This window comes from Micromonospora sp. NPDC048871, assembly GCF_043198155.1.
Classification (GTDB): domain Bacteria; phylum Actinomycetota; class Actinomycetes; order Mycobacteriales; family Micromonosporaceae; genus Micromonospora.
The window spans coordinates 315,914-340,816 of record NZ_JBICUM010000003.1 but is presented as its reverse complement, the minus strand read 5'-3'; the positions used below and the strand labels follow the sequence as shown (position 1 = coordinate 340,816).

The window sequence follows — 24,903 nt, the reverse complement described above, 5'->3', positions numbered from 1 at the left end:
GTGGATAACCAGTGGACGACGGTGGACAACTGGGGACGCGGAGACCACCTGTGGACGAAGCAGCAGGTTGTACCCCGGGTTGTCCACAAGAAACCCACCGGCCCGCAACGCTCTGACCAGGGCAGACGAGAGTTCTCCACAGTTTGCACAGGTGCGATGAAGACGATGGGTTATCTCTTCTAAAAGAACGAAAACCAATCATCACCGTTGGACTTCCTGTGGATCGTCTCGATTGCTGCCGCAGACCGCGTCAGCATCGACACGATCCGCGGGGTCGGACACACAGCCGATACCCTCGCGCCCTAAGGTGCGAGGGGTACCGCACGCCAGGCGGGTCAGTGGGCAGCGGCCGGCATGAGAGAGTTGACGACGTCGACGTCGACGCGGAGGCATTGATGAAGTTCCGAGTGGAGCGCGACGCGCTCGCCGAGGCCGTGGCCTGGACCGCCAAGAGCCTGCCCAACCGGCCGTCCGTGCCGGTGCTGGCCGGCGTGATGCTCCGTGTCACCGACGGCACCCTGCAGGTTTCCGGCTTCGACTACGAGGTCTCCAGCCAGGTGACCGTGGAGGTGCAGGGCGACGCCGACGGCGCCGCGCTGGTCTCCGGCCGCCTGCTGGCCGAGATCACCAAGGCCCTGCCCGGCAAGCCGGTGGACATCGCCGCAGTGGGGGCACACCTCGAACTGGTCTGCGGCAGCGCCCGGTTCACCCTGCCCACCATGCCGGTGGAGGACTACCCCACCCTGCCGGAGATGCCGGAGAGCGCCGGCACGATCGACGCGGCCGCCTTCGCCGCCGCCGTCGCCCAGGTGGCCGTCGCGGCCAGCCGGGACGAGACCCTGCCGATGATGACCGGGGTCCGGGTCGAGTTGTCCGGTGGCACCCTGTCCATGCTCGCCACCGACCGCTACCGCCTGGCGCTGCGCGAGATGGAGTGGAACCCGGACGACCCGCAGATCAGCATCAACGCCCTGGTGCCGGCCCGCACCCTCAACGACACCGCCAAGGCCCTCGGGCCGCTGGGCGGCCAGGTCACCATGGCCCTGTCCCAGGGCTCGGCCGGCGAGGGGATGATCGGATTCTCCGGCGGCACCCGGCGCACCACCAGCCGGCTGCTCGACGGGGCCAACTACCCGCCGGTGCGCTCGCTCTTCCCCGCCAGCCACAACGCCGAGGCCCGGGTGCCGGTGAGCACCCTCATCGAGGTCGTCAAGCGGGTGGCCCTGGTCGCCGAACGCACCACCCCCGTACTGCTCAGCTTCAGCGCCGACGGGCTGGTCGTCGAGGCCGGCGGCACCGAGGAGGCCCGGGCCAGCGAGGCCATGGAGGCCACCTTCACCGGCGAACCCCTGACCATCGGTTTCAACCCGCAGTACCTCATCGACGGGCTGTCAAACCTCGGCGCCCAGTTCGCCGTACTGCAGTTCGTCGACGCCTTCAAGCCCGCGGTGATTTCCCCTGCCGGCGAGGATGGCGAGCTCATCGGTGGGTACCGGTACCTCATCATGCCGATCCGCGTATCCCGCTGATCGCAGAGCACCAGCACCCCACGAAAGGTAACCACGAGATGCAGCTCGGCCTGGTAGGCCTCGGTCGGATGGGCGGCAACATGCGCGAGCGACTGCGCGCCGCCGGACACGAGGTGGTCGGTTTGGACCACAACGCGGAGCTGAGTGATGTCGCGAACGTCGCGGAACTGGCCGAGAAGTTGGCGGCCCCCCGCGCGGTCTGGGTGATGGTGCCCGCCGCCGTCACCGACGCCACCATCGACGAACTGGCCGAGGTGCTCGGCGAAGGCGACATCATCATCGACGGCGGCAACTCGCGCTTCAGCGACGACGCCCCGCGCGCCGAACGCCTCAACAAGCGCGGCATCGGCTACGTCGACGTGGGGGTCTCCGGGGGTGTCTGGGGCCGGCAGAACGGCTACGGCCTGATGGTCGGAGGCTCCGAGGAGCACGTCGAGCGACTCATGCCGATCTTCGAGGCCCTCAAGCCCGAGAGCGAGTACGGCTTCGTGCACGCCGGTCCGGTCGGTGCCGGCCACTACGCCAAGATGGTGCACAACGGCATCGAGTACGGCCTGATGCACGCCTACGCCGAGGGCTACGAGCTGATGACCGCCTCCGAGCTGGTCACCAACGTGCCCGGGGTGATCAAGTCCTGGCGGGAAGGCACCGTGGTGCGCTCCTGGCTGCTGGACCTGCTCGACCGGGCGCTCGACGAGGACCCGGAGTTGGCCCAGCTGACCGACTACACCGAGGACACCGGCGAGGGCCGCTGGACGGTCGACGAGGCGGTCCGCCTGGCCGTACCCCTACACGTCATCACCGCCTCGCTGTACGCCCGGTTCGCCTCCCGCCAGGAGGAGTCGCCGGCCCTGAAGGCCGTCTCCGCACTGCGCCAACAGTTCGGCGGCCACGCCGTACGCAAGCGCTGACCGGCACCCGGCCCCCGTGTACGTCCGCCGGCTCGAACTGGTCGACTTCCGCTCGTACGAGCGGATCGGTGTCGACCTCGAACCGGGACCGAACATCCTGATCGGCGCCAACGGGGTCGGCAAGACCAACCTGGTGGAGGCGCTCGGCTACGTGGCGACCCTGGACTCCCACCGGGTCGCCACGGACGCGCCACTGGTCCGGATGGGTGCCTCCGCCGCGGTGATCCGGTGCGCGGTCGTACACCAGGGTCGGGAACTGCTCGTCGAACTGGAGATCGTGCCCGGTAAGGCCAACCGGGCCCGACTGGGCCGCTCCCCGGCCCGCCGCGCCCGCGACGTGCTCGGCGCACTACGGCTGGTGCTCTTCGCCCCGGAGGATCTCGAACTCGTCCGGGGCGACCCCGCCGAACGCCGCCGCTACCTGGACGACCTGCTGGTGCTGCGCCAACCCCGCTACGCGGGCGTACGCGCCGACTACGACCGGGTGGTCAAACAACGCAACGCCCTGCTGCGTACCGCGTACCTGGCCCGCAAGACCGGCGGCACCCGCGGCGGGGACCTGTCCACCCTGGCCGTCTGGGACACCCACCTGGCCCGACACGGCGCCGAACTGCTCGCCGGCCGACTGGAACTGGTCGCCGCGTTGACCCCACACGTCGCCAAGGCGTACGAGGCGGTCGCCGCCGGGCGGGGCGCGGCCACCATCGCCTACCGGCCCTGCGTCGAACTGACCGAGCCGATCGCCGACCGGGAGAACCTCGCCAAACTGCTCGCCGCCGCCCTGGAGCAGCAACGTTCCGCCGAGATCGAGCGGGGCACCACCCTGGTCGGCCCGCACCGCGACGACCTGACCCTCAGCCTCGGACCCCTGCCCGCCAAGGGGTACGCCAGCCACGGCGAATCCTGGTCGTACGCCCTGGCGCTGCGGCTGGCCGGCTACGACCTGCTGCGCGACGACGGCATCGAACCCGTACTCGTCCTCGACGACGTCTTCGCCGAACTGGACGCCGGCCGCCGGGAACGGCTCGCCGAACTGGTCAGCGGGGCCAGTCAACTGCTGGTCACCTGCGCGGTCGCCGACGACGTACCCGAGGCCCTCCGCGGCGCCCGGTACGAGGTGGCGGAGGGGACGGTACGACGTGCCGGATGAGTCGAAACACCCCGCCGAGGGCGGCGACCGGACACCGGGCGGGACTCCCGAGGTGCCGGAGGGGGTGTCCGGGCCGGAACTGGCCCGGGCGGTGCTCGACGCGGCCAAGGCCCGCCGGGCCACGGCCGCACGCCCCCGCCGCCGTACCACCGACGGGGCCGGCGGTGAACGGCGGCTGCGCGGCTACTCCGGCCCCGGACCGGACCCCCGCGACCCCCAACCCCTCGGTGCCGTGCTGAACCGACTGGTCAAGGCGCGAGGTTGGCAACAACCGGCCGCCGAGGCGACCGTCTTCGGGGCCTGGGAACGGGTCGTCGGGCCGGAGGTGGCCCAACACAGTCGACCGGTCAAGCTGGAGAACGGCGAACTGACCGTGGAGGCCCGGTCCACCGCCTGGGCCACCCAACTGCGCCTGCTAGCCGGCTCCCTACTGCAACAGATCGGCCGTGAGATCGGCCACAATGTCGTACGCAAACTGCACATCCACGGCCCGGCCGCGCCCTCCTGGTCCCGGGGCCCCCGCCGGGTACGCGGCCGAGGCCCCCGCGACACCTACGGCTGACGGCCTACGGCTGGACCGCCCGGCGCGGCGCCGCCGAGTCCGCGTACACCGCGAAGCCCCGGTCCGCGCAGCGCCGGTAGAAGGCCGCCACCACACTCAGCTCCGCACAGGTGAAGGTCCACTGGGGTGCGGCCCCGCTGTCGTCGCGCAGCGCCTCCAGCCGACTGTCCAGCCAACGCAGCTGCTGCTCGGCCAGGCGACCGTCGGCCAGCAGCGAGCGCAGCACCACCCCGACGGACTCGAAGCTGACCGCCTCACCGTGCGGCCGGTGCGCGGCGACGAACCGCTCGATGCCGCCGGCGATCCAGGCGCACCCGTCCGGGTCGATGACCGGATCCTCGTCCTCCGCCGCCGCCTCGGTGGCGTAGAGCACCCCGTCCAGACCGAGGATCAGATCCACCACCTCGGTGTACGCGGTCGCCCGGACGGTGCCGGTCTTCGCGATCAGTTCCGCTAGCGCGGCGGTCGGGGCCGAGATCCCCGGCACATCGACGATGTCGCCGAAGTCGACGAACTCGGCCGGTGCGACCGGGTCGTAGAAGCGGCCGGTCCGCGGCCACTGGACCGCGACGTTGTCCAGCCCCATCTGGTGTCCACCTCTCACATGCACAGGTCGAGTCTGATCGGGTCGATCGTCCGGTTCCGGCCCAGAAAGATCAAGGCCGACCGTTGACCCTGGTGCCGGAAAAAGCCCGCCGTGGACGGTACCGGCTCCGGGTCGGGGAGTGTCGGACCCCCGGCCTGCATCGCCGTCACGCGGCAGATCGGCTGATCATGCCTTGGCGTGTAGGGGGAGTCGCAGACGGCGCGGTTCGGCCCGCTACGTGAATCTGAGCCCCCGCGAAGGGGTGCCGAGTGGTGGTTCTATCGCCCCCGCACAGTAAGATTGGCGTGAGACGAAGACCCGGTGCGGAGCGACGCTTCGTGGGCCCGGTGCGGGCCGGCGAAACTTGTCCGACTCGGGTCGAGCCGATCGCGATCCGCGGGCAACCGCGGCGACCGGCGCGTTCGACCCGTACTCCGGAATTGTCCCAGGTACCGGTCCGCGCGCCGACGTCGCGCCCTGTCCGCCGAACCCGCGTCCGACGTGCCTGACGGCACGCCGGGTGCGAGAAAGTGGCCGAGGGTGGCAGCGCAGGAAAATCAGCAGTACGGGGCCGAGTCGATCACCGTCCTCGAAGGGCTGGAGGCGGTCCGCAAGCGGCCCGGTATGTACATCGGCTCGACCGGCGAACGCGGTCTGCACCACCTGGTGTGGGAGGTCGTCGACAACGCGGTCGACGAGGCGATGGCCGGATACTGCGACACCATCGACGTCGTGCTGCTCGCCGACGGCGGGGTCCGGGTCACCGACAACGGCCGGGGCTTCCCGGTCGACCTGCACCCCAAGCTGAAGAAGCCCGGAGTCGAGGTCGCGTTGACCGTGCTGCACGCCGGCGGCAAGTTCGACGGCAAGGCGTACGCCGTCTCCGGCGGCCTGCACGGCGTCGGCGTCTCCGTGGTGAACGCGCTCTCCACCAAGATGGCCGTCGAGATCCACAAGGACGGCTTCGTCTGGCGGCAGCAGTACGACCACTCCAAGCCCAGCACCCTGGAGAAGGGTGAGCCCACCGACCGCACCGGCTCGGCGGTCTCCTTCTGGCCCGACCCGGACGTCTTCGAGACGGTCGACTTCGACTTCCAGACCATCTACCGGCGCCTTCAGGAGATGGCCTTCCTCACCCGCGGCCTCACCATCCACCTGCTCGACGAGCGGGTCGCCGAGGACGAGGACGGCAAGCCGCGCGAGGTCACCTTCAAGTACGACGGCGGCATCGCCGACTTCGTCCGCCACCTCAACGCCTCGAAGACCCCGATCCACAAGACCGTGATCGAGTTCGGTTCCGAGGAAGAGGGCATGTCCCTCGAGATCGCCATGCAGTGGAACGAGTCGTACGGCGAGTCGGTCTACACCTTCGCCAACAACATCAACACCCACGAGGGCGGCACCCACGAGGAAGGCTTCCGGGCCGCGCTGACCAGCGTGGTCAACCGGTACGGCGCCGACAAGAAGCTGCTCAAGGGCGATGAGAAGCTCTCCGGTGAGGACATCCGCGAGGGCTTGGCCGCGATCATCTCGGTCAAGCTGACCAACCCGCAGTTCGAGGGTCAGACCAAGACCAAACTCGGCAACACCCCGGTCAAGAGCTTCGTCCAGCGGGTCTGCAATGACCGGCTGGTCGACTGGCTGGACCGCAACCCCGCCGAAGCGAAGATCATCATCACCAAGGCCTCCCAGGCCGCCCGCGCCCGCATCGCCGCCCAGCAGGCCCGCAAGCTGGCCCGCCGCAAGTCGCTGCTGGAATCCGGCTCGATGCCCGGCAAGCTGGCCGACTGCCAGTCCACCGACCCGCGCGAATCCGAGGTCTTCATCGTCGAGGGCGACTCGGCCGGCGGCTCGGCCAAGCAGGGTCGCGACCCGCGTACCCAGGCGATCCTGCCGATCCGCGGCAAGATCCTCAACGTGGAGAAGGCCCGGATCGACCGGGTGCTGAAGAACAACGAGGTCCAGGCGCTGATCACCGCCCTGGGCACCGGCATCCACGACGACTTCGACATGGAGAAGCTGCGCTACCACAAGGTGGTGCTGATGGCCGACGCCGACGTCGACGGCCAGCACATCCAGACCCTGCTGCTGACCCTGCTGTTCCGGTTCATGCGGCCGCTCGTCGAAATGGGCCACGTCTACCTGGCCGCCCCGCCGCTCTACAAGATCAAGTGGAACAAGAAGGGTGACGACGCCCAGTACGCCTACTCCGACCGGGAGCGCGACGGGCTGATCGCACTGCGCCAGCAGAAGAAGCCGAACGCCAAGCCGGACGACATCCAGCGGTTCAAGGGCCTCGGTGAGATGAACTACCCGGAGCTGTGGGAGACCACGATGAACCCGGCCACCCGTACCCTGCGCCGGGTCACCCTGGACGACGCGGCGACCGCCGACGAGTTGTTCAGCGTGCTGATGGGTGAGGACGTCGAGGCGCGCCGCTCATTTATCCAGCGCAACGCCAAGGACGTCCGCTTCCTGGACATCTGACCGGCCCGGCGGCCGGCCGGAGTCGATCCCGCGCCGGCCGTCGATCCACAGAGTTATCCACAGCTTGGCCGCTATCCACAGCTGTTATCCACAGCGCAAGTACGACTCTGAGTCTGATAAGGGTAAACAGTGACCGAATCTCCCGAGTCCACACCCAACGAGCCCGAGGTCCCCGAGGCGCTGGCCGCCGTCGTCTCGCACGACCGGATCGAGCCGGTCGGGCTCGAGGTGGAGATGCAGCGCTCCTACCTCGACTACGCGATGAGCGTGATCGTCGGTCGGGCGCTGCCGGACGTCCGGGACGGGCTCAAGCCGGTCCACCGCAAGATCCTGTACGCCATGTTCGACTCGGGCTACCGGCCCGACCGGGGCTACGTGAAGTGCTCCCGGGTCGTCGGCGACGTGATGGGCCAGTTCCACCCGCACGGCGACTCGGCCATCTACGACGCCCTGGTCCGGATGGCCCAGCCCTGGTCGCTGCGCTACCCCCTGGTCGACGGCAACGGCAACTTCGGTTCGCCTGGAAATGATCCAGCTGCGGCGATGCGTTATTGTCTGACCGGAGATGTCCGTATTCGTGCTGTCGACGGCAGTGTGCGGATCGGGGACGTGGTCCCGGGCGCAGCGCCGAGCAGCGAGACCGACATCGACCTCAAGGTCCGCGACCGCAACGGCGACCTGGTCCGGGCGTCGAAGTTCTTCCACTCCGGCGAGCACCCGACGCTTCGGCTGCGCACCCGCGAGGGGTACGAGCTGACCGGTACCCACAACCACCCGGTGCTCTGCCTGGTGGACGTGGCCGGGGTGCCGACCCTGCTCTGGAAGCTGCTCGCCGAGGTCTCCCCGGGCGACCGGGTGGTCCTCCAGCGCAGCGTGCCCGACGAGATCGGCTACCCGATGCTGGAGCACGTCGAGGCCGCCGTCCTCGCGGGCGCCTTCGTCAGCGAGGGATGGGTCTCCGAGAACCGAGCCGGCTTCAACAATGTCGACCGCGAGTTCTTCGTCCGCGTCTTGGCGGCCTACGACCTCGCCGTCGGCGGTTCTCGGTACGCCTCCGAGCGGGTCATCGCCTCCGGGAGCGTCCTGCACGAGCTCGACATCCAGGATCTGTCCGCGCTGCGGGCCAGCATCCTCGGTGAACTGGTCGGCGCGCGTAGCGCGGACAAGTTCGTGCCGGAGTTCGTCTGGCAGGGGCCGGCCGCGATCAAGCGAGCCTTCCTCCAGGCCCTCTTCGAGGGGGACGGCTCCTCCTCGCTGCTGCCCCGCAACACCATGCAGATCTCGTACTCCACCCGCAGCGAGCGACTCGCCCGCGAGGTGCAGCAGTTGCTGCTGGAGTTCGGTGTCGTCAGCTGGCAGTGCCGGTACGACGACGGTGAGATCAAGGTCGTGATCACCAACCGCCGCGACGCCCGGATCTTCGCCGCTCACGTCGGCTTCCTCGGCCGCAAGCAGGCCAAGCTGGAGTCGGAGCTGGCCTCCGTGCCAGCCAGCAGCACGGCCCTCTCCAGCGACCACGTGCCGCTGGTCGGTGACTTCATCCGCGAGCACGGCGCCAGCCGCTGGACCGAGCGGGACTGGCTGCGCCGGCACAACGTGGACCGGATCGAGCGGTGGGAGCGGGACCGCGACGAGATCGCCGCCCGGATCACCAACGCCGAAGTGCTCGACGTGGTCGAGCCGTTGGTCGACGGCCGCTTCTACTACGCCGAGGTGGCCGAGGTCGCCGACGCGGGCGTGCAGCCGGTCTACAGCATCCGGGTGGACACCGACGACCACTCGTTCGTCTCCGACGGGTTCGTCAGCCACAACACGGAGTGCAAGCTCGACCCGCTGGCGATGGAGATGCTGCGGGACATCGACGAGGACACCGTCGACCTGCAGGACAACTACGACGGTCGGGCCAAGGAGCCCACCATCCTGCCGTCCCGGATCCCGAACCTGCTGGTCAACGGCTCCGAGGGCATCGCGGTCGGCATGGCCACCAAGATCCCGCCGCACAACCTGCGGGAGATCGGGGCGGCGGTGCAGTGGTGCCTGGAGAACCCGGAGGCGGACGAGCCGACCACCCTCGAAGCGCTGCTGGGAATCGTCAAGGGCCCGGACTTCCCCACCTACGGTCTGATCGTCGGCCAGGCGGGCATTCAGGACGCGTACCGGACCGGTCGTGGTTCGATCCGGATGCGGGCCGTGGTCGAGGTCGAGGAGGACAAGCGCGGCCGGCCGGCCCTGGTGGTCAGCGAGCTGCCGTACCAGGTGAACCCGGACAACCTGGCCGAGCGGATCGCTGAGCTGATCAAGGAGGGCAAGCTAGCCGGCATCGCCGACATCCGCGACGAGTCCTCCGGGCGTACCGGTATGCGGATCGTGCTGGTGCTCAAGCGCGACGCCGTTGCGAAGGTGGTGCTGAACAACCTCTACAAGCACACCCAGCTTCAGGAGACCTTCGGCGCCAACATGCTGGCGCTGGTCGACGGGGTGCCGCGCACCTTGAACCTGGCGCAGTTCCTCCGCTACTACGTCGAGCACCAGATCGAGGTGATCCGGCGGCGGACGGCCTTCCGGCTGCGCAAGGCGGAGGAGCGGGCGCACATCCTGCGCGGTCTGTCCAAGGCGCTGGACGCCCTGGACGAGGTGATCGCTCTTATCCGGCGTTCGCCGACGGTGGAGGACGCCCGGCAGGGCCTGATCCGGCTGCTGGAGATCGACGAGATCCAGGCGACCGCGATTCTGGACATGCAGTTGCGTCGGCTGGCCGCGTTGGAGCGGCAGCGGATCCTCGACGACCTGGCCAAGTTGGAGCTGGAGATCGCCGACCTCAAGGACATCCTGGCCAAGCCGGAGCGGCAGCGGCGGATCGTCTCGGAGGAGTTGGGTGAGATCGTCGCGAAGTGGGGCGACGATCGGCGTACCCAGATCATCCCGTTCGACGGCGAGGTCTCCATGGAGGACCTCATCGCCCGGGAGGACGTGGTGGTCACGATCACCCGTACCGGGTACGCCAAGCGGACGAAGGTCGACCTTTACCGCTCTCAGCGGCGTGGTGGCAAGGGTGTCAGCGGGGCGACTCTGCGGCAGGACGACATCGTCAGCCACTTCTTCGTGTGCTCGACGCATGACTGGATCCTGTTCTTCACCAATAAGGGGCGGGTCTACCGGGCCAAGGCGTATGAGCTTCCTGAGGCCAGTAGGGTGGCCAAGGGTCAGCATGTGGCGAACCTGCTCGCCTTCCAACCGGATGAGCAGATCGCGCAGATCATCGAGATTCCGAACTACCAGGTGGCTCCCTATCTGGTCCTGGCGACGAAGAACGGCCTGGTGAAGAAGACGCGGCTTGAGGAGTTCGACTCCAACCGGTCCGGCGGCATCATCGCGATCAACCTGCGCGATGAGGACGAGCTGGTCGGTGCTGCGCTGGTTGGCCCCACCGATGATCTGCTGCTGGTCTCCAAGAACGCCCAGGCGATCCGGTTCAACGCCACTGATGAGGCGCTGCGGCCGATGGGTCGGGCCACTTCGGGTGTGATCGGTATGCGGTTCAGCGATGATGACGAGTTGTTGGCCATGGAGGTCGTCCGGGAGGGCCTGGACGTCCTGGTGGCCACGAACGGCGGATACGCGAAACGTACCCCGATCGAGGAATACCCGGTGCAGGGCCGGGGAGGTAAGGGTGTGCTGACTGCGAAGATCACCGAGCGGCGCGGTGGTCTGGTCGGCGCTGTGGTGATCGACCCGGACGACGAGCTGTTCGCCATCACCAGCAACGGTGGCGTCATCCGGACTCCGGTGAAGCCTGTACGCCGCACGCGTGACAGGAACACAATGGGGGTCAAGCTGATGGACCTTCCGGATGGCGTGACTATCGTGGCGATTGCTCGCAATGCCGACGAGCCTGACGAACAGGACTAGTTGAATGACGGAGACACAGGCGAAGTCGGGGAACGCGGGGACCTCGGCCAACCCGGTCGACGAGGAGGCCGCGCAGAACGGCACGCCAGCGACCGGCCGTGCGGCCGTAGGCCGGGCCACCGTTCCCGCCGACGCGCCTGCCCCGAAGTTCACTCGGGCTCCCGGTATGGCCCCGCCGCCTGACAAGCCCGGTGAGGATCAGGCGGCCGAGGCGGGGGCGGACGAGAAGTCGGGCGGCGAACCTGCCGCTGCGGCGGGGTCCGCCGGCGCCGCGGGTAAGCCCTCGGTCACCCAGCCGATCGCCACCCGGGCCGCCGGCCAGCCCGCCTCGGCGGGCACCACGGGTGTGTTGCCGACGACCGGTACGGGCATGACCGGCAGCCAGCCGCGGGTGACCGGGCTGGCCCCGAAACCGGACTCCTCCCGGCCGCTGAGCACCGGTCGTCCGGCCAACGGGGGCGGACTGCCCCCGGGGGTCGGCACGGCCGCCGTGGGAGCGGCGCGGGTGGGTGAGGCGGTACGCGCCGCCCGTTCCTCGGTGAGTTCGGCCGCCTCGCGTGGACCCCGCCGGGCCCGGCTGAACCTCAAGCGGATCGACCCCTGGTCCGTGATGAAGTTCGCCTTCGCCGTGTCGGTGGTGCTGTTCATCGTGATCGTCGTCGCGACCTCGGTGCTGTACCTGGCCTTGGATGCGATGGGCGTGTTCTCCAGCGTGAACGACAGCCTGAGCGATCTGGTCAACGCCGGTGGCGGTCAGGGCACCAACGGCTTCCAGATCACCGCCAAGGGCGTGATCTTCAGCTCGATGTTGATCGGGGCGGTCAACGTCGTGCTGTTCACGGCCCTGGCGACCCTCGGTGCCTTCGTCTACAACGTCTGCGCCGACCTGGTGGGCGGCATCGAGCTGACCCTCGCCGAGCGCGACTGACAGTTCTTCTGGACATCTCAGCCGGGCCGACCTCCAGGTCGGCCCGGCTGACTGTCTCCCGCCCCACCAGCCCGGCACCGACAGCGCCGACGCGCGGCGCTGACGTGGGGCGGCTGGCGTGGGGCGGCTGGCGTGGGGCGGCTGGCCCCGCCGTTTCGGCGTAACGGCGGGGTACGTGGTGCTGGGAAGCCGCCGTTTCGGCGTAACGGAGTCGATCACCGTGCAGCCGCCCGACCGGACTCCGCCGGCACGGGTATCTCGGTGGGCTCGGCGCCTGCTCTCCGGTAGGTTCAGGGGCGACGGCGTTGAGCAGGCTCCAGGCCGACCCCGATTTGGGGTGGCGTGGGCGGATGGGTTAATGTTGCTCGTCGCTACGCGGGGCTATAGCTCAGTCGGTTAGAGCGCAGAGCTGATAACTCTGAGGTCGCTGGTTCGATTCCAGCTAGCCCCACCGCACATGGTCCGACGGCCACGTCGAGCGTGAGGGGTAACCCCGATGTTCAAGAAGCTGCTGATCCTGGCTGGTGTCGTCGGTGTGGCCGCCGTGGTGGCCATGAAGATGAAGGAAGCCAACGACGAGCGCGCCCTCTGGCACGAGGCGACCACCTCGCCGGACCTGCGCTGATCGCGTACGCTCCGACCGCCCGGCGGCTCTGGCCGCCACGGGGCCCTAGCTCAACTGGCAGAGCACTGCCTTTGCAAGGCAGGGGTTAGGGGTTCGAGTCCCCTGGGCTCCACCAGCACTTTCCTTGGCTGATCTCGTTCCGAGTACAGCCAGCCGCTTACTTCGCGCGCACAGGAACCGCCCCGTTGACCATGAGGTTGACGGCAGTGTGGAGATCAACGAGTGCCGTCAACCTCATGATCAACCCGCTGTTAGTGGGTGGAGTTCGGGGTTAGGGGGCGGTGTATACCGCTAGGGCCCAGGAGGCGGGGGAGGCCGAGGGGATGTCGGCGAAGGTGTCCAGCTGTCGCCAGGCGAGCCGGAGTTGGTTCCCCGTCCGGGGCAGCCAGGCAGGGTCGATGGTCCGGGTCAGGTCCTGACCGTGGCGGTGCGGGCAGAGAAGGAACTGAGCGTCCTGGGTTTCCGGGGTGTCGGCCGCGTTGCCGCCGGTACGGGTCCACGACAGGTCCAGTTCGAGCGCGGAGTTTGCGCTGCTGGTGTGCAGGACCGCTAGCCGGCAGGAGGCGCGTACCACTATGGGTTGGGAGGTCGCCGGCACCTGGACGTCCACCGAGTCCTGGAAGGTCGTCCTCAGCGTGACCAGGTGGACCCGGTCGTAGGTTGCGCCGTTCACGGTGATCGACTGCGGCAGGTCGCTGGTGTTGGCGGTGGGCGGGAGGGTGAAGCCGATGATCAGGCCCGCGGCCAGGGCGACAGAGACGACGGCGACGGCCGCGACACCGATCAGCCACCGGGGTCTGTTGCCCTGCCCGATCACCATCATCCGAGTCTATGGACGAGGTCGTTCGGTTCGTCGAGCCCGATTCACGCGTTTCTTGGTCAGCCAGCGCATGACGTCCAGGGCGTGTGCCGCCGGGTAGCGGATCGGATGGAAGACATGCTCGATCAGGTCGTCGGCGACGATCAGGGTGAGTCGTTCGTACAGGGTCATGTCGCCGGCGGTGAAGGTGGGCAGGCCCAGGGCGGCGGCCAGGGTGAGTCGTGGGTCCGGGATCAGTGGGTACGGCAGCCTCAGCCGGTGTACGAGTTCCCGCTGGTAACCGGTGGACTGTGCGGACAGCCCGTAGACCCGGTCGGCCCCGGCGGTGCGCAGTTCGGCGTGGTGGTCGCGGAACCAGGTGGGTTGTTCGGTGTCCCGCAGCGCGCCGGTCACCTCCAGCAGGCTGTTCGGCAGGTCCAGGCCGGGGCGGCCGGTGAGGGGGTAGATGAAGATGACGCTTCGCCCCGGGCCGAGGGCGGCCAGGTCGACGGGTCGGCCGTCGGTGGCGTAGAAGTGCAGTGCCGGCAGGGGACGGCCGATCAGGTCATGCGGGTCGGTGCCGGTGGGTGACCGGGCGGGTACGAGGAGGCTGGCTGCCGCGTCCAGCCGGGCGTTGAGGGCGTCTCGTTGCGCGGTCAGTTTGCCGATGCGTTCCTGAAGTGCGGTGACGGTGCCGCGATAGGTGGCCAGTGCGGCGGCGCAGACATCGTCCTCGTCGGCTCCGGCGGCGATGGATTCGACGAAGGGTCGGGTCTCCTCGACGCTGAGTCCGAGGGCCATGAGTTCCCGGATCTGGGCTACCAGCCGGACCGCGATGGGGTCGTACTCGCGGTAGCCGTTGCCGAGACGGCGGGGGACGACCAGCCCGACGGACTCGTAGTACCGCAGGGCTCGGATGGTCGTTCCGGTTCGGCGCGCCAGCTCACCCACCCGCACGAGCCGATGCTAAACCCGCACCCTTGGGTACGGGTCAAGGTCGTGGGCGGACTTGACCCGTACCCCGAGGTGCGGGTTTAGCGTGCCCCGCATGAGGGGTGGCGCAGGTGACTTCGACTACGAGACCAAGGGCCAGGGGTACGCGGCGCAGCGGCGTACCGATCCGCGGATCGCGGAGCTGGTCCACACGGCGTTGGGTGAGGCCCGTACGGTCCTGAATGTGGGGGCGGGGGCCGGTTCCTACGAGCCCACCGACCGGTACGTGGTGGCGATCGAGCCCTCGGCCCGGATGCGTGGTCAGCGGCCGGCGACGACGGCACCGGCGTTGGATGCCACTGCCGAATCCATCCCGTTCGACGATGACGCCTTCGACGCGGTGATGGCGACCGTCACCGTGCACCAGTGGGCGGACACCGCCCGGGGCCTGGCCGAGATCCGCCGGGTCGCGCGGGGCCCGGTGGTGGTGCTCACCTTCGACGGTACGGCCCTGGATCGCTTCTGGCTGGCCGAGTACGCCCCGGAGTTGATCGCGGTGGAGCGCCGACGTTACCCGGCGATCAGCAGTATCGCGGCGGCCATCGGCTCCCAGGTGGAGGTCGTCGAGGTGCCGATTCCGGTGGACTGTGTGGACGGTTTCACGGAGGCCTTCTATGCCCGTCCGGAGCAGTTGCTCGATCCGGCGGTGCGGGCCGCTCAGTCGGCGTGGGGATTCGTCGACGAGGCGGCGGCGAGCCGGGCGGTCGAGCGGCTGCGGGCCGACCTCGACTCGGGGGCCTGGGAGGCCAGGTACGGGCATCTGCGCCACCAGCCGACCTTCCACGGCTCGCTGCGACTGATCGTGGGTCGGCCCTGAGGTGACCTGGGAGTCGACCGGTGGTGGCAGCGAATGTGATGAAGGGTCGGGGGTGCGGCGTCGGGTGACCGGCCACCGGCTAGCGTCGGGGGCGTGAACAGCGGCTCTCCTCGTGTCCTGCCCGCCGACGGTGATCTCGCCGAGGCGGCGTCCGTGCTGCGTACCGGCGGGTTGGTGGCTTTTCCCACCGAGACCGTCTACGGCCTGGGGGCGAACGCGTTGGATGCGCGGGCGGCGGCCCGGATCTTCGAGGCGAAGGCGCGGCCCAGCTTCGATCCGCTGATCACCCATCTGGCGGAGGTGGCCGACCTGGAGCCGCTGGTGGGGTCGGTGCCGCCGGCGGTGGCCGCGTTGGCGGCACGGTTCTGGCCGGGTCCGCTGACGCTGATCGTGGACCGGCCGGAGGTGGTGCCGCCGATCGTCACCTCCGGGCTGGCGACCATGGCGGTACGGGTGCCGGACAACGAGTACGCGCGGCGGCTGATCGCGGCAGCGGGGGTACCGGTGGCCGCGCCGAGCGCCAACCGGTTCGGTCAGCTCAGCCCGACCCGGGCCGAGCACGTGGTACGCGGACTGGGCGCCGCCGTGGACGTGGTGCTCGACGGTGGGCCGACCCGGTGCGGGATCGAGTCCACGATCGTGGACGCGCGGGGGGATCATCCGGTGGTGCTGCGGCTCGGCGCGTTGCCGGTCGAGGAGGTGGAGAAGGTCACCGGCCCGGTGATCATTCGGCTGGGCAACTCGGGCCAGCCGGTGGCGCCGGGTGCGCTGGCCGCGCACTATGCCCCGCGTACGCCGTTGCGGTTGCTGGCCGCCGGTGAGCCGCCGGCCGAGGGCGGAGAGCGGCGGGGTTACCTGGCCTTTCGGGACCGGCCGGCGGGCGACTGGGCGGCGGTGGAGGTGCTCTCGGTCTCCGGTGACCTGACCGAGGCGGCGGCGCGACTCTTCGAGGCGCTGCACCGGCTGGACGCGGCCGGCGTCGGCGAGATCGTGGCCGAGCCGGTGCCGGAGAACGGTGTCGGCCGGGCGGTCAACGACCGGCTGCGGCGGGCCGCCGCCACCTGGCGGCCCCGCTAGGCCGGGTGGACCGGGCCGGCCGGCTCGGGCGGGCGGCGCGGAGCCGGTGGTCGGCAGTGTCCGTCGAGTGCTCCCCACATCCGGTGTACCGATCGGTACAGAACGTGGGCCAGGTCACCAACTGACCGGTACAAAACCCTGCTACGGTTGACCCAGAACCGAGCGGTACAAAAAGCGGACATGTGTCCGCTCCGCTCGGACGGTCGATCGGGGTCAACCGGTCGGCGCCAAGAGAACGGAAGAATGATCATGGGCTCTGTTGCGACTGACTCGCGTATGTCTACCCAGGAACTGCGCGACTTCTACCTGCGGTATGTCGAGTTGGCGAACAAGCGTGAGTTCGAGCGCATGGCTGATTTCGCCCACGAAGAGGTCATCATGAACGGCACCCCGGTCAAGATGGCCGACATGGTGGCCGAGTTCTACAAGCACGTCGACGCCGTGCCGGATCTCCACTGGGAGATCCAGGAGATCGTCGTCGAGGGCGACCGGATCGCCGCTCGTCTGATCGACACCGGGACGCCGGTCAAGGAGTGGAACGGCCTGAACCCCACCGGGGCGTCGGTGACGTTCGCCGAGACCGCCTTCTACCAGCTCGAGGACGGCAAGTTCAAGTTCATGTGGTACCTGATGGACACCGACTCGGTGCGGCGACAGCTCGCCGGCTAACTGGTGCGGACCGGCTCGGCCCCGCCGTCCGGCTCGGGTGGACGGTGGGGTGTTCCGTCGGGCTGCGGCAGCCGGGCCACCAGGCGGGTCAGGGCGCCGTTGGCGAAGGTGGCGCCAAGGGCGGAACCGGTGGCGATGGTCCACCCGACCGGCCCCAGGGGGGTGCACCCGAAGAACTGACTGACCCCGGGGGTCTGCACCACCGCGGCCAGCGCGCCGAACGAGACGGCAGTGGAGGCGAGCACGGTGGGACTGGTGCCGCCGGCCAGCACGGTCTGCCCTAGTTGGGTACCGACCAGGGAGACCAGGGCGATCGTGCTGGCGCGGCGGCGACGACCGGTGTAGCGGGCCAAGGTCCAGCCGGCGGTCGCGCCCAGGGTGGTGGCCGCCGCCCGCAGCCCGATCTCCTTGGTCATGGTCTGGCCGAGGGAGGTGTCCGGGCCCTCGCGCAGCATGTCGTCGGCATGCTCGTCGGCGGGTGGCCGGACGGCGATGGCCATCGCGGGGGCCATGTCGGTGAGCAGGTTGACCAGGAGCAGTTGGCGTCCGTTGAGGGCGGCCTGACCGGTGGCGGCGGCGGTCAGCACGCTGAAGGCGATCTCGCCCAGGTTGCCGCCGACCAGGATGCTCAGGGCGTGGCGTACGGAGGACCACATCGCGCGGCCTTCGACCAGGGTGGCGATGATGGTCTCCAGCCGGTCGTCGGTGACGACCAGGTCGGCGGCGGCCCGGGCGGCCGGGGTTCCTCGTTGGCCCAGGGCGATGCCCACGTCGGCCAGCCGGATGGCGGGGGCGTCGTTGGCGCCGTCGCCGGTCATCGCCACGGTCCGCCCGCGCTTCTGCAACGCCTGGATGATCCGGACCTTGTGGGTAGGGGTGCAGCGGGCCACCACGTCGGTGGCGGTAAGGCGGTCGGCCAGGGCCTCGTCGTCGAGGTGGTCCAGTTCGGTGGCGGTGACGACCCGTTGGGCGTCGCCGTCGCTGATGGTGGCGGCGATCGCCTCGGCGGTGGCCGGATGATCACCGGTGATCATGATGGTGTGCACCCCGGCCTGCCGGATGCGGTGGACGGCCGGTGCGGCACTGGCGCGTACCCCGTCGGCGATGGCCAGGAATCCGGTGAAGGTCAGGCCGGTCACCTCGTCGTCGGTGATGTCGGGATCGGTGACGATGCATTCGGCGACGGCGAGGATGCGGTGCCCGGCGCCGGCGCGTTCGCTGAGTTGCCGTTGGAGGTCGGCTCGGCCGGCCTCGTCCAGGGGCTCCTCCCGACCTCCGGTGCGGTGGGTGGCGCACCGGGGCAGCACCTGCTCGGGTGCGCCCTTCACGCTGAGCAGCAGTCGGCCCTGGGTCTGCCCGACGCTGGCGTGGTAGCCCCGGGAGGGTTCGAAGGGCAGCCCGCCGGCCGCCCGCCAGTCCGGGGCCGCCTCCTGCTCGCAGACCCCGACGGCGCGGGCACCCTGCAGCACCGCCCGGTCGGTCTGCATGGCCAACTCTTTCGGATCATCCGCGGTGGGGGTGGCGCGCAGTGCGGCCGCCAGGGTTCGCCGCAACCGGTCGTCGAGTTCCTCCGGGCGGGCGTAGCCGTCCGCATCGCCGACCCCGGCCAGCACCAGGTGTCCTTCGGTCAGGGTGCCGGTCTTGTCGAAGCAGAGCACGTCGACCCGGCCCAGGGCCTCGATGGTGCGCGGGTTGCGGACCAGCGCGCCGTGCCCGGCCAGTCGCCGGGCGGCGGCCAGTTGGGCGGCGCTGACCAGGAAGGGCAGCCCCTCGGGCACCGAGGCCACGGCCAGGTTCGCGGCGGTCGCGGCCGTCTGGGCCAGGGGTACGCCGCGCAGCAGCCCGGCCCCGACCACCGCGACCGCCGATCCGGCGGCCAGGGGGATCGCGGCGCGGGTCAGGTTGCCCAGTCGGGCTTCCACCCCGCTGGCCGGTGGTGCCTGTCGGGCCAGGGCCAGGCTGCGTCCGGCCTCGGTGTCGGTGCCGATGGCCACCACCACTGCGGTGCCCTGTCCGGCGGCGATGGTGGTCCCCTCGTAGAGCATCGATCGGCGTTCGGCGACGGCTGCGGCGACCACCGGCTGGTCGGTCTTGGCCACCGGTAGGGACTCGCCGGTCAGGGAGGACTCGTCGGCCTCCAAGCCGACGGATTCCAGCACCCGGCAGTCGGCCGGTACGGCGTCGCCGGATTCCAGCACGATCACGTCACCGGGTACGAGGTCGTCGGCGGGTACCACTCGTTCGGTGCCGGAACGGCGGACCCGGGCGGTGACGGCGGACCGGGACAGCAGTTGGGCCAGGGACTTCTCGGTGTTGCGCTGGTGCACGGCGCCGATCAGGGCGGAGCCGCCGACCACTCCGCCGACCAGGGCCGCGTCTACCAGGGAGCCGAAGTTGGCCGACAGGGCCGCCCCGGCGATGAGGACCGGGGTGAGGGGGTTGACCAGTTCCTCGGCTACCGCCCGGAGCAGTCCGCCCGGCCCGGCGGCCTCGGCGGGACCGGCGGCCTGGCGCTGGTCGGCCTCGGTCTCGGTCAACCCCTCCGGGCTGCTGCCGAGCTGATCCAGCACGGTCGGCACCGGCATCAGGTGCCAGGCGGTGATCGCCGGGGCGGGTGTCTCGGCATGTTCGGAGAGCCGGGAGGCCCGCCACACCCCGTGACCGAAGGCCAGGGCCGCCGCGCCGTTGACCGCGGTCAGGGTACGGATGGGCAGGGCGGCCCGCTCGGCGGTCAGTGCGCTCAGGGCGCCGAGACCGGTGCCGGCCAGGCCGACGCGCAGGTTCTGGGCGGTCATCCGGCGGGCCACCCCGGCGGCCTCGATGATCAGGGCGGCGATCCGCAGGTCGGTGCCGATCAGCAGGTGGGCGCCCCAGGGCGGCAGGGCCTGCGGGTCGGCCACCCCCAGGCCGCAGTCTGCTGCGGCCAGCGCCGCCCGGTCGCCGGAGACGAGCATCACCATCGCGCCTTCGCGTTGCAGCCGGCGGATCGAGGCGGCCAGTTGGTCACCCCCGGGCAGCAGGGCGTCGGCGGTGGCGTGCCGTTGCGCGTCGTCGCCGGCCACGATGAGCCGCAGCCCGGCCTGCCGGGCGACCGCCGGCAGGCTGTCCACCCCGGGGGCGGGTTCGGGTTCCACCCGCAGCACCGCCGCCAGGGCGTCGCCCTGGGCCAGGCCTAGCAGGTTGCCGCCCCGCTCGCGCAGCCGACGGCTCTCCTCGGTGTCGCCGGGGTCGTGGGCGTCGAGCCGGTCCAGCGGGCCGAGTTGCCAGCCGTCGCGTCGGCGTACCTCGTCGGGGGCGTCCGGTTCGAACAGGGCGAACGCCCGGGTGGCCACCTGGGAGGTGTCCGCCCCGGGCAGCGGGGCCAGGTCGGCCAGGACGCCCCGGTCGGTGCCGAGGACCCGGGTGTCCAGCACCAGGGTGTCGATCCGGTCGAGTTCACGCAGCACGCTTCGGTCCATCGCGATGACCCCGCGCTTGGCCAGGATCCGGCCGAGCTGGGCGCCGTAGCCCTCACGACCGCTGCCGGGGGCCTTGGGCAGCGCGGACAGGCCCAGCGCGGCGGCCCGTTTCGGGCCGATCACCGGGCTGGCCGCGGCGAAGGCCGCCACCCCGGCGCCGAGCATCCGGGTTTTGTACTGGTCGACGGTGCTGTCCGGCTTGGGGCAGGGGCGCTCACCGTCCGGGTTACGGGCGACGGCCCGATCGGGTTCGCCGGTCAGTCGGGGCTCGGCCTTCTCCCAGGTGCGCAGCTGGGCCAGCCCTTCCCCCCACTGCACGATCCGCTGGGCTCCGTCGAGCACGATGCCGGTCCAGCCCCCGGCCAGCCCCTGCACCACCGCCTCGGCCAAGGGGAACAGCAGGTCGGCGCGGGGGTCGCTGCGGATGCCCAGCCCGGCCAGGGTGTGCAGTTTGGGGTGCAGGTCCACGGCGCCGAGCAGGCCGGCCACCTCGGCGGGGATGGGGGTGATGGGCAGGATGCGGGTGGCCGCGGAGATGGTCAGGCCCAGGGCGTCGGAGGCCAGGGCGCCGAGGGTACGGGCGGTTCGGGGTCCCTCCTCGGGCGGCTGCGGGGGTGGGATCTCCGGGTCCGGCTCGTGCGGGCAGGTGCGTTCGGTGCGGGCGATGGTGGCGATCAGGTCGCGCACCTTCGGCCCGGGTATGTCGACGGCGACGATGACCCGGCCGGAGGGGGCGTTGACCCGGGCCCACTGCACCCCGGGCATCCGTTGCAGGTCCGTCTCCACCTGGCGGGCCAGGAGGTCGCCGCCGTCCTGGCAGACCCCGTGCACCTCGATGTGGTGGCGTCCCGGCCGGGACCAGACCCGTCGGCTGCTCAGCCCGATGGTGCGGGCGAACCTGCTGACGGTGGCCCCGGCGTCCCGGGCGACATCCTGCACCAGCGGTACGTCGACCGGTGGCCGGAGGCGGCGGAGCAGACCGCCGAGCGATGTCATCGACGGCCGGGACGGATCGGGTGGTCGATCAGCCTTCCGCTGCTTCTGCCGTACCCCATCTCGCCTCCTACCGGTCGGGCCCGGCGGCCTGGCTTCCCGCCGGGGCGTCCCTTATGCCCGTCCGGGTGGGGGAAGTTTTCCGGTTCGGTCGGGCATGAGCTGGTTCGGTGGGTGGAATGCCGGATGACGACGGGCACGGGGAGGTCTGGATGAGGGTTGGCCGGTCGGGTCCGGCGGTGATCGGCCGCCGATGAGCTTCCTGACCTTGCTGCCCCTGGCGGTGGTCATGATCGCCGGAACCCAGTTGGTGGCGGCGGTCTTCTTCGCCTCGTCCGACCGACCCCGGGCCGCCTCGTGGGGCTATCTGGCCGGTGCGGCGATCGTGGTGGGCGGCGGTACGACAGTGGCCTGGGCGGCCCTGCGGCTGTTCCGGATCAGGTTCTCCACCGGGACGGAACGCGACGGGGTGGAACGGACCATCGACTGGCTCGTCCTCGGACTGCTGGTGGTGCTGGCGATCGCGGTCTTCCTGCTTCGTCACCGGGGTCCGCCGAGCTGGATGGGTCGGCTTCAGCACGCCAGCCCCGGGTACGCCTTCCGGGTCGGCCTGCTGCTGTTCCTGGCCAATCCGACCGACGGCCTGACGATGATCGCGGTCGGTGCTACCGCCGCCCGTCATGATCAGAGCTGGTGGCACCTGCTGCCGTTCGTGCTGCTGACCCTGACCCTGCTCGCCCTGCCCCTGCTCGCCCTGCTGCTGCTGGGCGACCGGGCCCGGGTGCTGCTGCCCAGGATCAGGACCTGGGCGGACACCCACTCGTGGATCGTCAGCGAGGCGGTGATCGCGCTGTTCTTCCTGCTCACCGTCGTCGACCTGGCCCGGTGACACCTTCGGGGGAACGGCGCCGAGGCGGGCCTGGTCCCCGGTCGGCCCGACCTACGGTCGAGTCATGCTCACGTTCGTCGTCACCAGCGTTCTGTACGTCTGTGGATTCGTCTTCCTGTACGGGGTGATCCGGCTGGCCGTCCGACACGCCCTTGAGGACGCCGAGATGCGCAGGGTGCAGACCCAACGCGCGGAGGAGGCGGCCGCGGCCCGGGATCGGGCCCTGCTGCACAAGCACGGCTTCCTCAACAACGGCTGAGACCCCTGCGGCCAGTTCGGGGAGACCGGGTGATTCGGGGCGGCTGCCGGCGGCCTGACCTGCGGCGGATGCGACGATCTCAGCTGTGATGGGAACGTTGAAGACCGAGCCTGCCCGTACCCGCCCCGACCTGCTGGCCGCGCCGGTGGCCGCCGCGCTGGCCGCCTGGCCGGCCGACGCCGTGGAGGTCGACTCGGTGCTGGTGGCACCGATCGACGCCGAACTCGCCGACACCGCACAGTTCTGTGCCGCGTACGAGGTGGGGCTGGACGAGTCGGCCAACTGCGTCGTGGTCGCCGGCAAGCGGGAGGGGGTCACCCGGTACGCGGCCTGCCTGGTGCTCGCCACCACCCGGGTGGACGTCAACGGGGTGGCCCGCCGGGCCCTGGACGTGCGCAAGGCCAGCTTCGCCCCGATGACCGACGCGGTCGAGTTGACCGGGATGGAGTACGGCGGGATCACCCCGATCGGCCTGCCGGCGCAGTGGCCGATCCTGGTCGACGCGCGGGTGGTGGCCGCGCCGTACGTCATCGTCGGTTCCGGCGTACGGCACAGCAAGATCGCGTTGCCCGGGGCGGCGCTGGCCACCCTGCCCAACGTGCGGGTGGTGGAGGATCTGGCCAAGCCGGTCTAGATACTCATCCTGCTCGATGTTGTTGCACGTGAAACATCGGGCGGCTCAGGCGCCGACGGCCTCGCGCTTCTCGACCTCGGCCAGGGCGGCCAGCAGGGTGGCCGGCTCCTGGGCACCGGCGACGACGTACTTCCCGGCGAACACGAAGGCGGGCACGCTGGTCACCCCCATCTGGCGGGCGGCATCCAGCTCGGCGGTGAGTTCGGCGACTCCCCGGTCGGAGTCGAGGAAGCCGCGGGCCTCGGTGCCGTCCAGGCCGACCTCGGCGGCCAGGGTGGCCAGGGCCTCCGTGGAGCCGATGTCCACCCCGTCGGTGAAATGGGCGCGGTGCAGCACCTCGACCATCTCAGCCCCGCGGCCCCGCTCCCCGGCCCAGTCGATCAGCCGGTGCGCGTCGAAGGTGTTGGCCGCGATCGCCCGGTCGAAACGGAAATCCAACCCCAGGTCCGCGCCGATCCCGGCTACCCGGTCGACCATCTGCCGGACCCGATCCGGTCCGCCGAACTTTGCGCTAAGCGCCTCCAGTAGGGGCCGGGGCTCCGTCACCGGGGTGGGATCGAGCTGGAAGGGCCGCTGCCGGATGGTGACCGGGCCTTCGTAGGAGGCGAGGGCCAGGTCCAGCTTGCGCCGACCGATCCAGCACCAGGGGCAGACCACGTCGGAGTAGATGTCGATCTCCATAACCCGGGTCAACCCCTCGGTTCGGCGATCTGTTCCCGCACCTGCCGCTTGAGCCGGCCCAGGATGGCGGTGCCGCCCCGCACCCGCAGCGGGGTGATCGCCTGCGCCAGACCCATCCGCTGGTACAGGTCGTCCGGCACGGCGAGCACCTGCTCGGCAGTGGCCCCGGCCAGCCCTTCGGCGAGGATGCCGGCGAAGGCCCGAGTGGTCGGCGCCTCCGGTGGGCAGTCGAACAAGGTCCGGACCGTGCCCTCGGGGGTCACCTCGGCGCGCAGGAAGAAGGGGGTCTGACACTCCGGCACCTGCTCCATGCCTTCGTGGCCCTCCTGGCCGGCGGGCAGCGGGGGCACCGCCTCGGAGTACTCCAGCAGCATCTCCAACACCACGTCCCGTGGCGCGGCGGCGAACTCGTCGACGATCTCGGCCAGCTTGCTCGGCATCTCGGGCATCCCGCCAGGCTACCGGCGTACCCCGGTCACAGGGTGGGGGCCTGCTCGCTGATCTGCCCTAGGGCGGACTGGGGGTCGAACTGCACCGCCAGGTCGCCGAGGGAGACGATGCCGACCAGCTTGCGTTCGACATCGCAGACCAGCACCCGGCGTACCCCCCGTTCGCGCATCAGGGCCGCCGCGTCACCGGCCGAGCAGTTCTGCTCGATCATCACCACCTCGCGGGTGGTGATCGAACCGATCGTCGTGGTGGTGGGGTCGCTGTTGGCGGCCACCGCCCGGACCACGATGTCGCGGTCGGTGAGCAGCCCGGCCAGGGTGGCCCCCTCGGTGACGACCACGTCACCGATGTCGGCCTCCTTCATCACCCGGGCCGCCTCGTCGAGGGTGGTTTCCGCCGGCAGGTAGATGACCTGTCGGGTCATCACGTCAGCGACGCGATAGTCGGACATGAGAGCCTCCAGAGAACGTTAGGTCGATCGGAATGCGGTACCCCGT

General features: G+C 70.3%; 21 protein-coding genes and 2 tRNA genes. 16 read left to right on the top strand and 7 right to left on the bottom strand.

Features of this window, described 5'->3' with window-relative positions; genetic code table 11:
* Window positions 1-395: 395 nt before the first annotated feature.
* Genes dnaN through ACGFIK_RS10520 form a run of 4 tightly spaced genes read left to right on the top strand, consistent with a single transcriptional unit; the run spans window position 396 to window position 4,152 of the window.
* The gene (gene dnaN, locus ACGFIK_RS10535; protein WP_327023509.1) at window positions 396-1,529 is read left to right on the top strand and encodes a DNA polymerase III subunit beta; all 1,134 of its coding nucleotides are present in this window, start codon (window positions 396-398) and stop codon (window positions 1,527-1,529) included.
* A 38-nt stretch (window positions 1,530-1,567) separates the two neighbouring features.
* Window positions 1,568-2,440: a phosphogluconate dehydrogenase (NAD(+)-dependent, decarboxylating) gene (gene gnd / locus ACGFIK_RS10530; RefSeq protein ID WP_327023508.1), complete on the top strand. Its 873-nt coding sequence runs from the start codon at window positions 1,568-1,570 to the stop codon at window positions 2,438-2,440.
* 16 nt (window positions 2,441-2,456) lie between these two features.
* Window positions 2,457-3,590: a DNA replication/repair protein RecF gene (recF, locus tag ACGFIK_RS10525; RefSeq protein WP_327023507.1), complete on the top strand. Its 1,134-nt coding sequence runs from the start codon at window positions 2,457-2,459 to the stop codon at window positions 3,588-3,590.
* The gene (locus ACGFIK_RS10520; protein WP_393338862.1) at window positions 3,580-4,152 is read left to right on the top strand and encodes a DUF721 domain-containing protein; all 573 of its coding nucleotides are present in this window, start codon (window positions 3,580-3,582) and stop codon (window positions 4,150-4,152) included. Before recF ends, ACGFIK_RS10520 begins: the two co-directional genes overlap by 11 nt.
* 4 nt (window positions 4,153-4,156) lie before the next feature.
* Here ACGFIK_RS10520 and ACGFIK_RS10515 read toward each other — a convergent pair whose 3' ends face one another.
* The gene (locus ACGFIK_RS10515; RefSeq protein WP_327023506.1) at window positions 4,157-4,738 is read right to left on the bottom strand and encodes a hypothetical protein; all 582 of its coding nucleotides are present in this window, start codon (window positions 4,736-4,738) and stop codon (window positions 4,157-4,159) included.
* A gap of 540 nt (window positions 4,739-5,278) precedes the next feature.
* On the opposite strand from ACGFIK_RS10515, the gene gyrB reads away from it, so the two are divergent.
* From gyrB to ACGFIK_RS10485, 6 genes are all read left to right on the top strand, one after another.
* Entirely contained in the window at window positions 5,279-7,225 is a 1,947-nt protein-coding gene (gyrB, locus tag ACGFIK_RS10510) for a DNA topoisomerase (ATP-hydrolyzing) subunit B (protein WP_327023505.1), read from the top strand.
* A 234-nt stretch (window positions 7,226-7,459) separates the two neighbouring features.
* Window positions 7,460-11,134, top strand: coding sequence for an intein-containing DNA gyrase subunit A (gene gyrA / locus ACGFIK_RS10505; protein WP_393339004.1), 3,675 nt, complete (start codon window positions 7,460-7,462; stop codon window positions 11,132-11,134).
* A gap of 4 nt (window positions 11,135-11,138) precedes the next feature.
* The gene (locus ACGFIK_RS10500) at window positions 11,139-12,062 is read left to right on the top strand and encodes a DUF3566 domain-containing protein (protein WP_327023503.1); all 924 of its coding nucleotides are present in this window, start codon (window positions 11,139-11,141) and stop codon (window positions 12,060-12,062) included.
* A gap of 377 nt (window positions 12,063-12,439) precedes the next feature.
* Window positions 12,440-12,513: transfer RNA gene (locus ACGFIK_RS10495), tRNA-Ile, on the top strand.
* 45 nt (window positions 12,514-12,558) lie between these two features.
* Window positions 12,559-12,687: a DLW-39 family protein gene (locus ACGFIK_RS10490; protein ID WP_327023502.1), complete on the top strand. Its 129-nt coding sequence runs from the start codon at window positions 12,559-12,561 to the stop codon at window positions 12,685-12,687.
* A 39-nt stretch (window positions 12,688-12,726) separates the two neighbouring features.
* Window positions 12,727-12,802 (top strand) — tRNA-Ala (locus ACGFIK_RS10485).
* Window positions 12,803-12,958: 156 nt separating this feature from the next.
* Here ACGFIK_RS10485 and ACGFIK_RS10480 read toward each other — a convergent pair.
* Both ACGFIK_RS10480 and ACGFIK_RS10475 read right to left on the bottom strand, forming a co-directional pair.
* Complete coding sequence (locus ACGFIK_RS10480; protein WP_327023501.1) at window positions 12,959-13,507, bottom strand: hypothetical protein; 549 nt, start codon at window positions 13,505-13,507, stop codon at window positions 12,959-12,961.
* Window positions 13,508-13,516: 9 nt separating this feature from the next.
* Entirely contained in the window at window positions 13,517-14,443 is a 927-nt protein-coding gene (locus ACGFIK_RS10475; RefSeq protein WP_327023500.1) for a MerR family transcriptional regulator, read from the bottom strand.
* A gap of 91 nt (window positions 14,444-14,534) precedes the next feature.
* Between ACGFIK_RS10475 and ACGFIK_RS10470 the strand changes: the two genes are divergently transcribed.
* From ACGFIK_RS10470 to ACGFIK_RS10460, 3 genes are all read left to right on the top strand, one after another.
* Window positions 14,535-15,296, top strand: coding sequence for a class I SAM-dependent methyltransferase (locus ACGFIK_RS10470; protein ID WP_327023499.1), 762 nt, complete (start codon window positions 14,535-14,537; stop codon window positions 15,294-15,296).
* Window positions 15,297-15,413: 117 nt separating this feature from the next.
* On the top strand, window positions 15,414-16,373 hold the full coding sequence (locus tag ACGFIK_RS10465) for an L-threonylcarbamoyladenylate synthase (RefSeq protein WP_327027339.1): 960 nt from the start codon (window positions 15,414-15,416) through the stop codon (window positions 16,371-16,373).
* Window positions 16,374-16,649: 276 nt separating this feature from the next.
* Entirely contained in the window at window positions 16,650-17,042 is a 393-nt protein-coding gene (locus tag ACGFIK_RS10460; protein WP_327023498.1) for an ester cyclase, read from the top strand.
* Here the strand turns inward: ACGFIK_RS10460 and ACGFIK_RS10455 are convergent.
* Window positions 17,039-21,496: an HAD-IC family P-type ATPase gene (locus tag ACGFIK_RS10455; protein ID WP_327023497.1), complete on the bottom strand. Its 4,458-nt coding sequence runs from the start codon at window positions 21,494-21,496 to the stop codon at window positions 17,039-17,041. The genes ACGFIK_RS10460 and ACGFIK_RS10455 overlap by 4 nt on opposite strands.
* Before the next feature lie 250 nt (window positions 21,497-21,746).
* Between ACGFIK_RS10455 and ACGFIK_RS10450 the strand changes: the two genes are divergently transcribed.
* The 3 genes from ACGFIK_RS10450 to ACGFIK_RS10440 all read left to right on the top strand — a co-directional run bounded on the left by ACGFIK_RS10450 (window position 21,747) and on the right by ACGFIK_RS10440 (window position 23,275).
* Window positions 21,747-22,382, top strand: coding sequence for a GAP family protein (locus ACGFIK_RS10450; protein ID WP_327023496.1), 636 nt, complete (start codon window positions 21,747-21,749; stop codon window positions 22,380-22,382).
* Between the two features lie 64 nt (window positions 22,383-22,446).
* Window positions 22,447-22,641, top strand: a complete 195-nt coding sequence (locus ACGFIK_RS10445) for a hypothetical protein (protein WP_327023495.1) — start codon at window positions 22,447-22,449, stop codon at window positions 22,639-22,641.
* Window positions 22,642-22,729: 88 nt separating this feature from the next.
* Complete coding sequence (locus ACGFIK_RS10440; protein WP_327027338.1) at window positions 22,730-23,275, top strand: YbaK/EbsC family protein; 546 nt, start codon at window positions 22,730-22,732, stop codon at window positions 23,273-23,275.
* Window positions 23,276-23,320: 45 nt separating this feature from the next.
* On the opposite strand, the gene ACGFIK_RS10435 is transcribed toward ACGFIK_RS10440, so the two are convergent.
* Genes ACGFIK_RS10435 through ACGFIK_RS10425 form a run of 3 tightly spaced genes read right to left on the bottom strand, consistent with a single transcriptional unit; the run spans window position 23,321 to window position 24,857 of the window.
* Window positions 23,321-23,956 (bottom strand): DsbA family oxidoreductase, encoded by a 636-nt coding sequence (locus ACGFIK_RS10435; protein ID WP_327023494.1) that lies wholly within the window; start codon window positions 23,954-23,956, stop codon window positions 23,321-23,323.
* 8 nt (window positions 23,957-23,964) lie between these two features.
* Entirely contained in the window at window positions 23,965-24,405 is a 441-nt protein-coding gene (locus ACGFIK_RS10430; protein ID WP_327023493.1) for a SufE family protein, read from the bottom strand.
* A 26-nt stretch (window positions 24,406-24,431) separates the two neighbouring features.
* Entirely contained in the window at window positions 24,432-24,857 is a 426-nt protein-coding gene (locus ACGFIK_RS10425) for a CBS domain-containing protein (protein WP_327023492.1), read from the bottom strand.
* Between the last annotated feature and the right edge of the window lie 46 nt (window positions 24,858-24,903).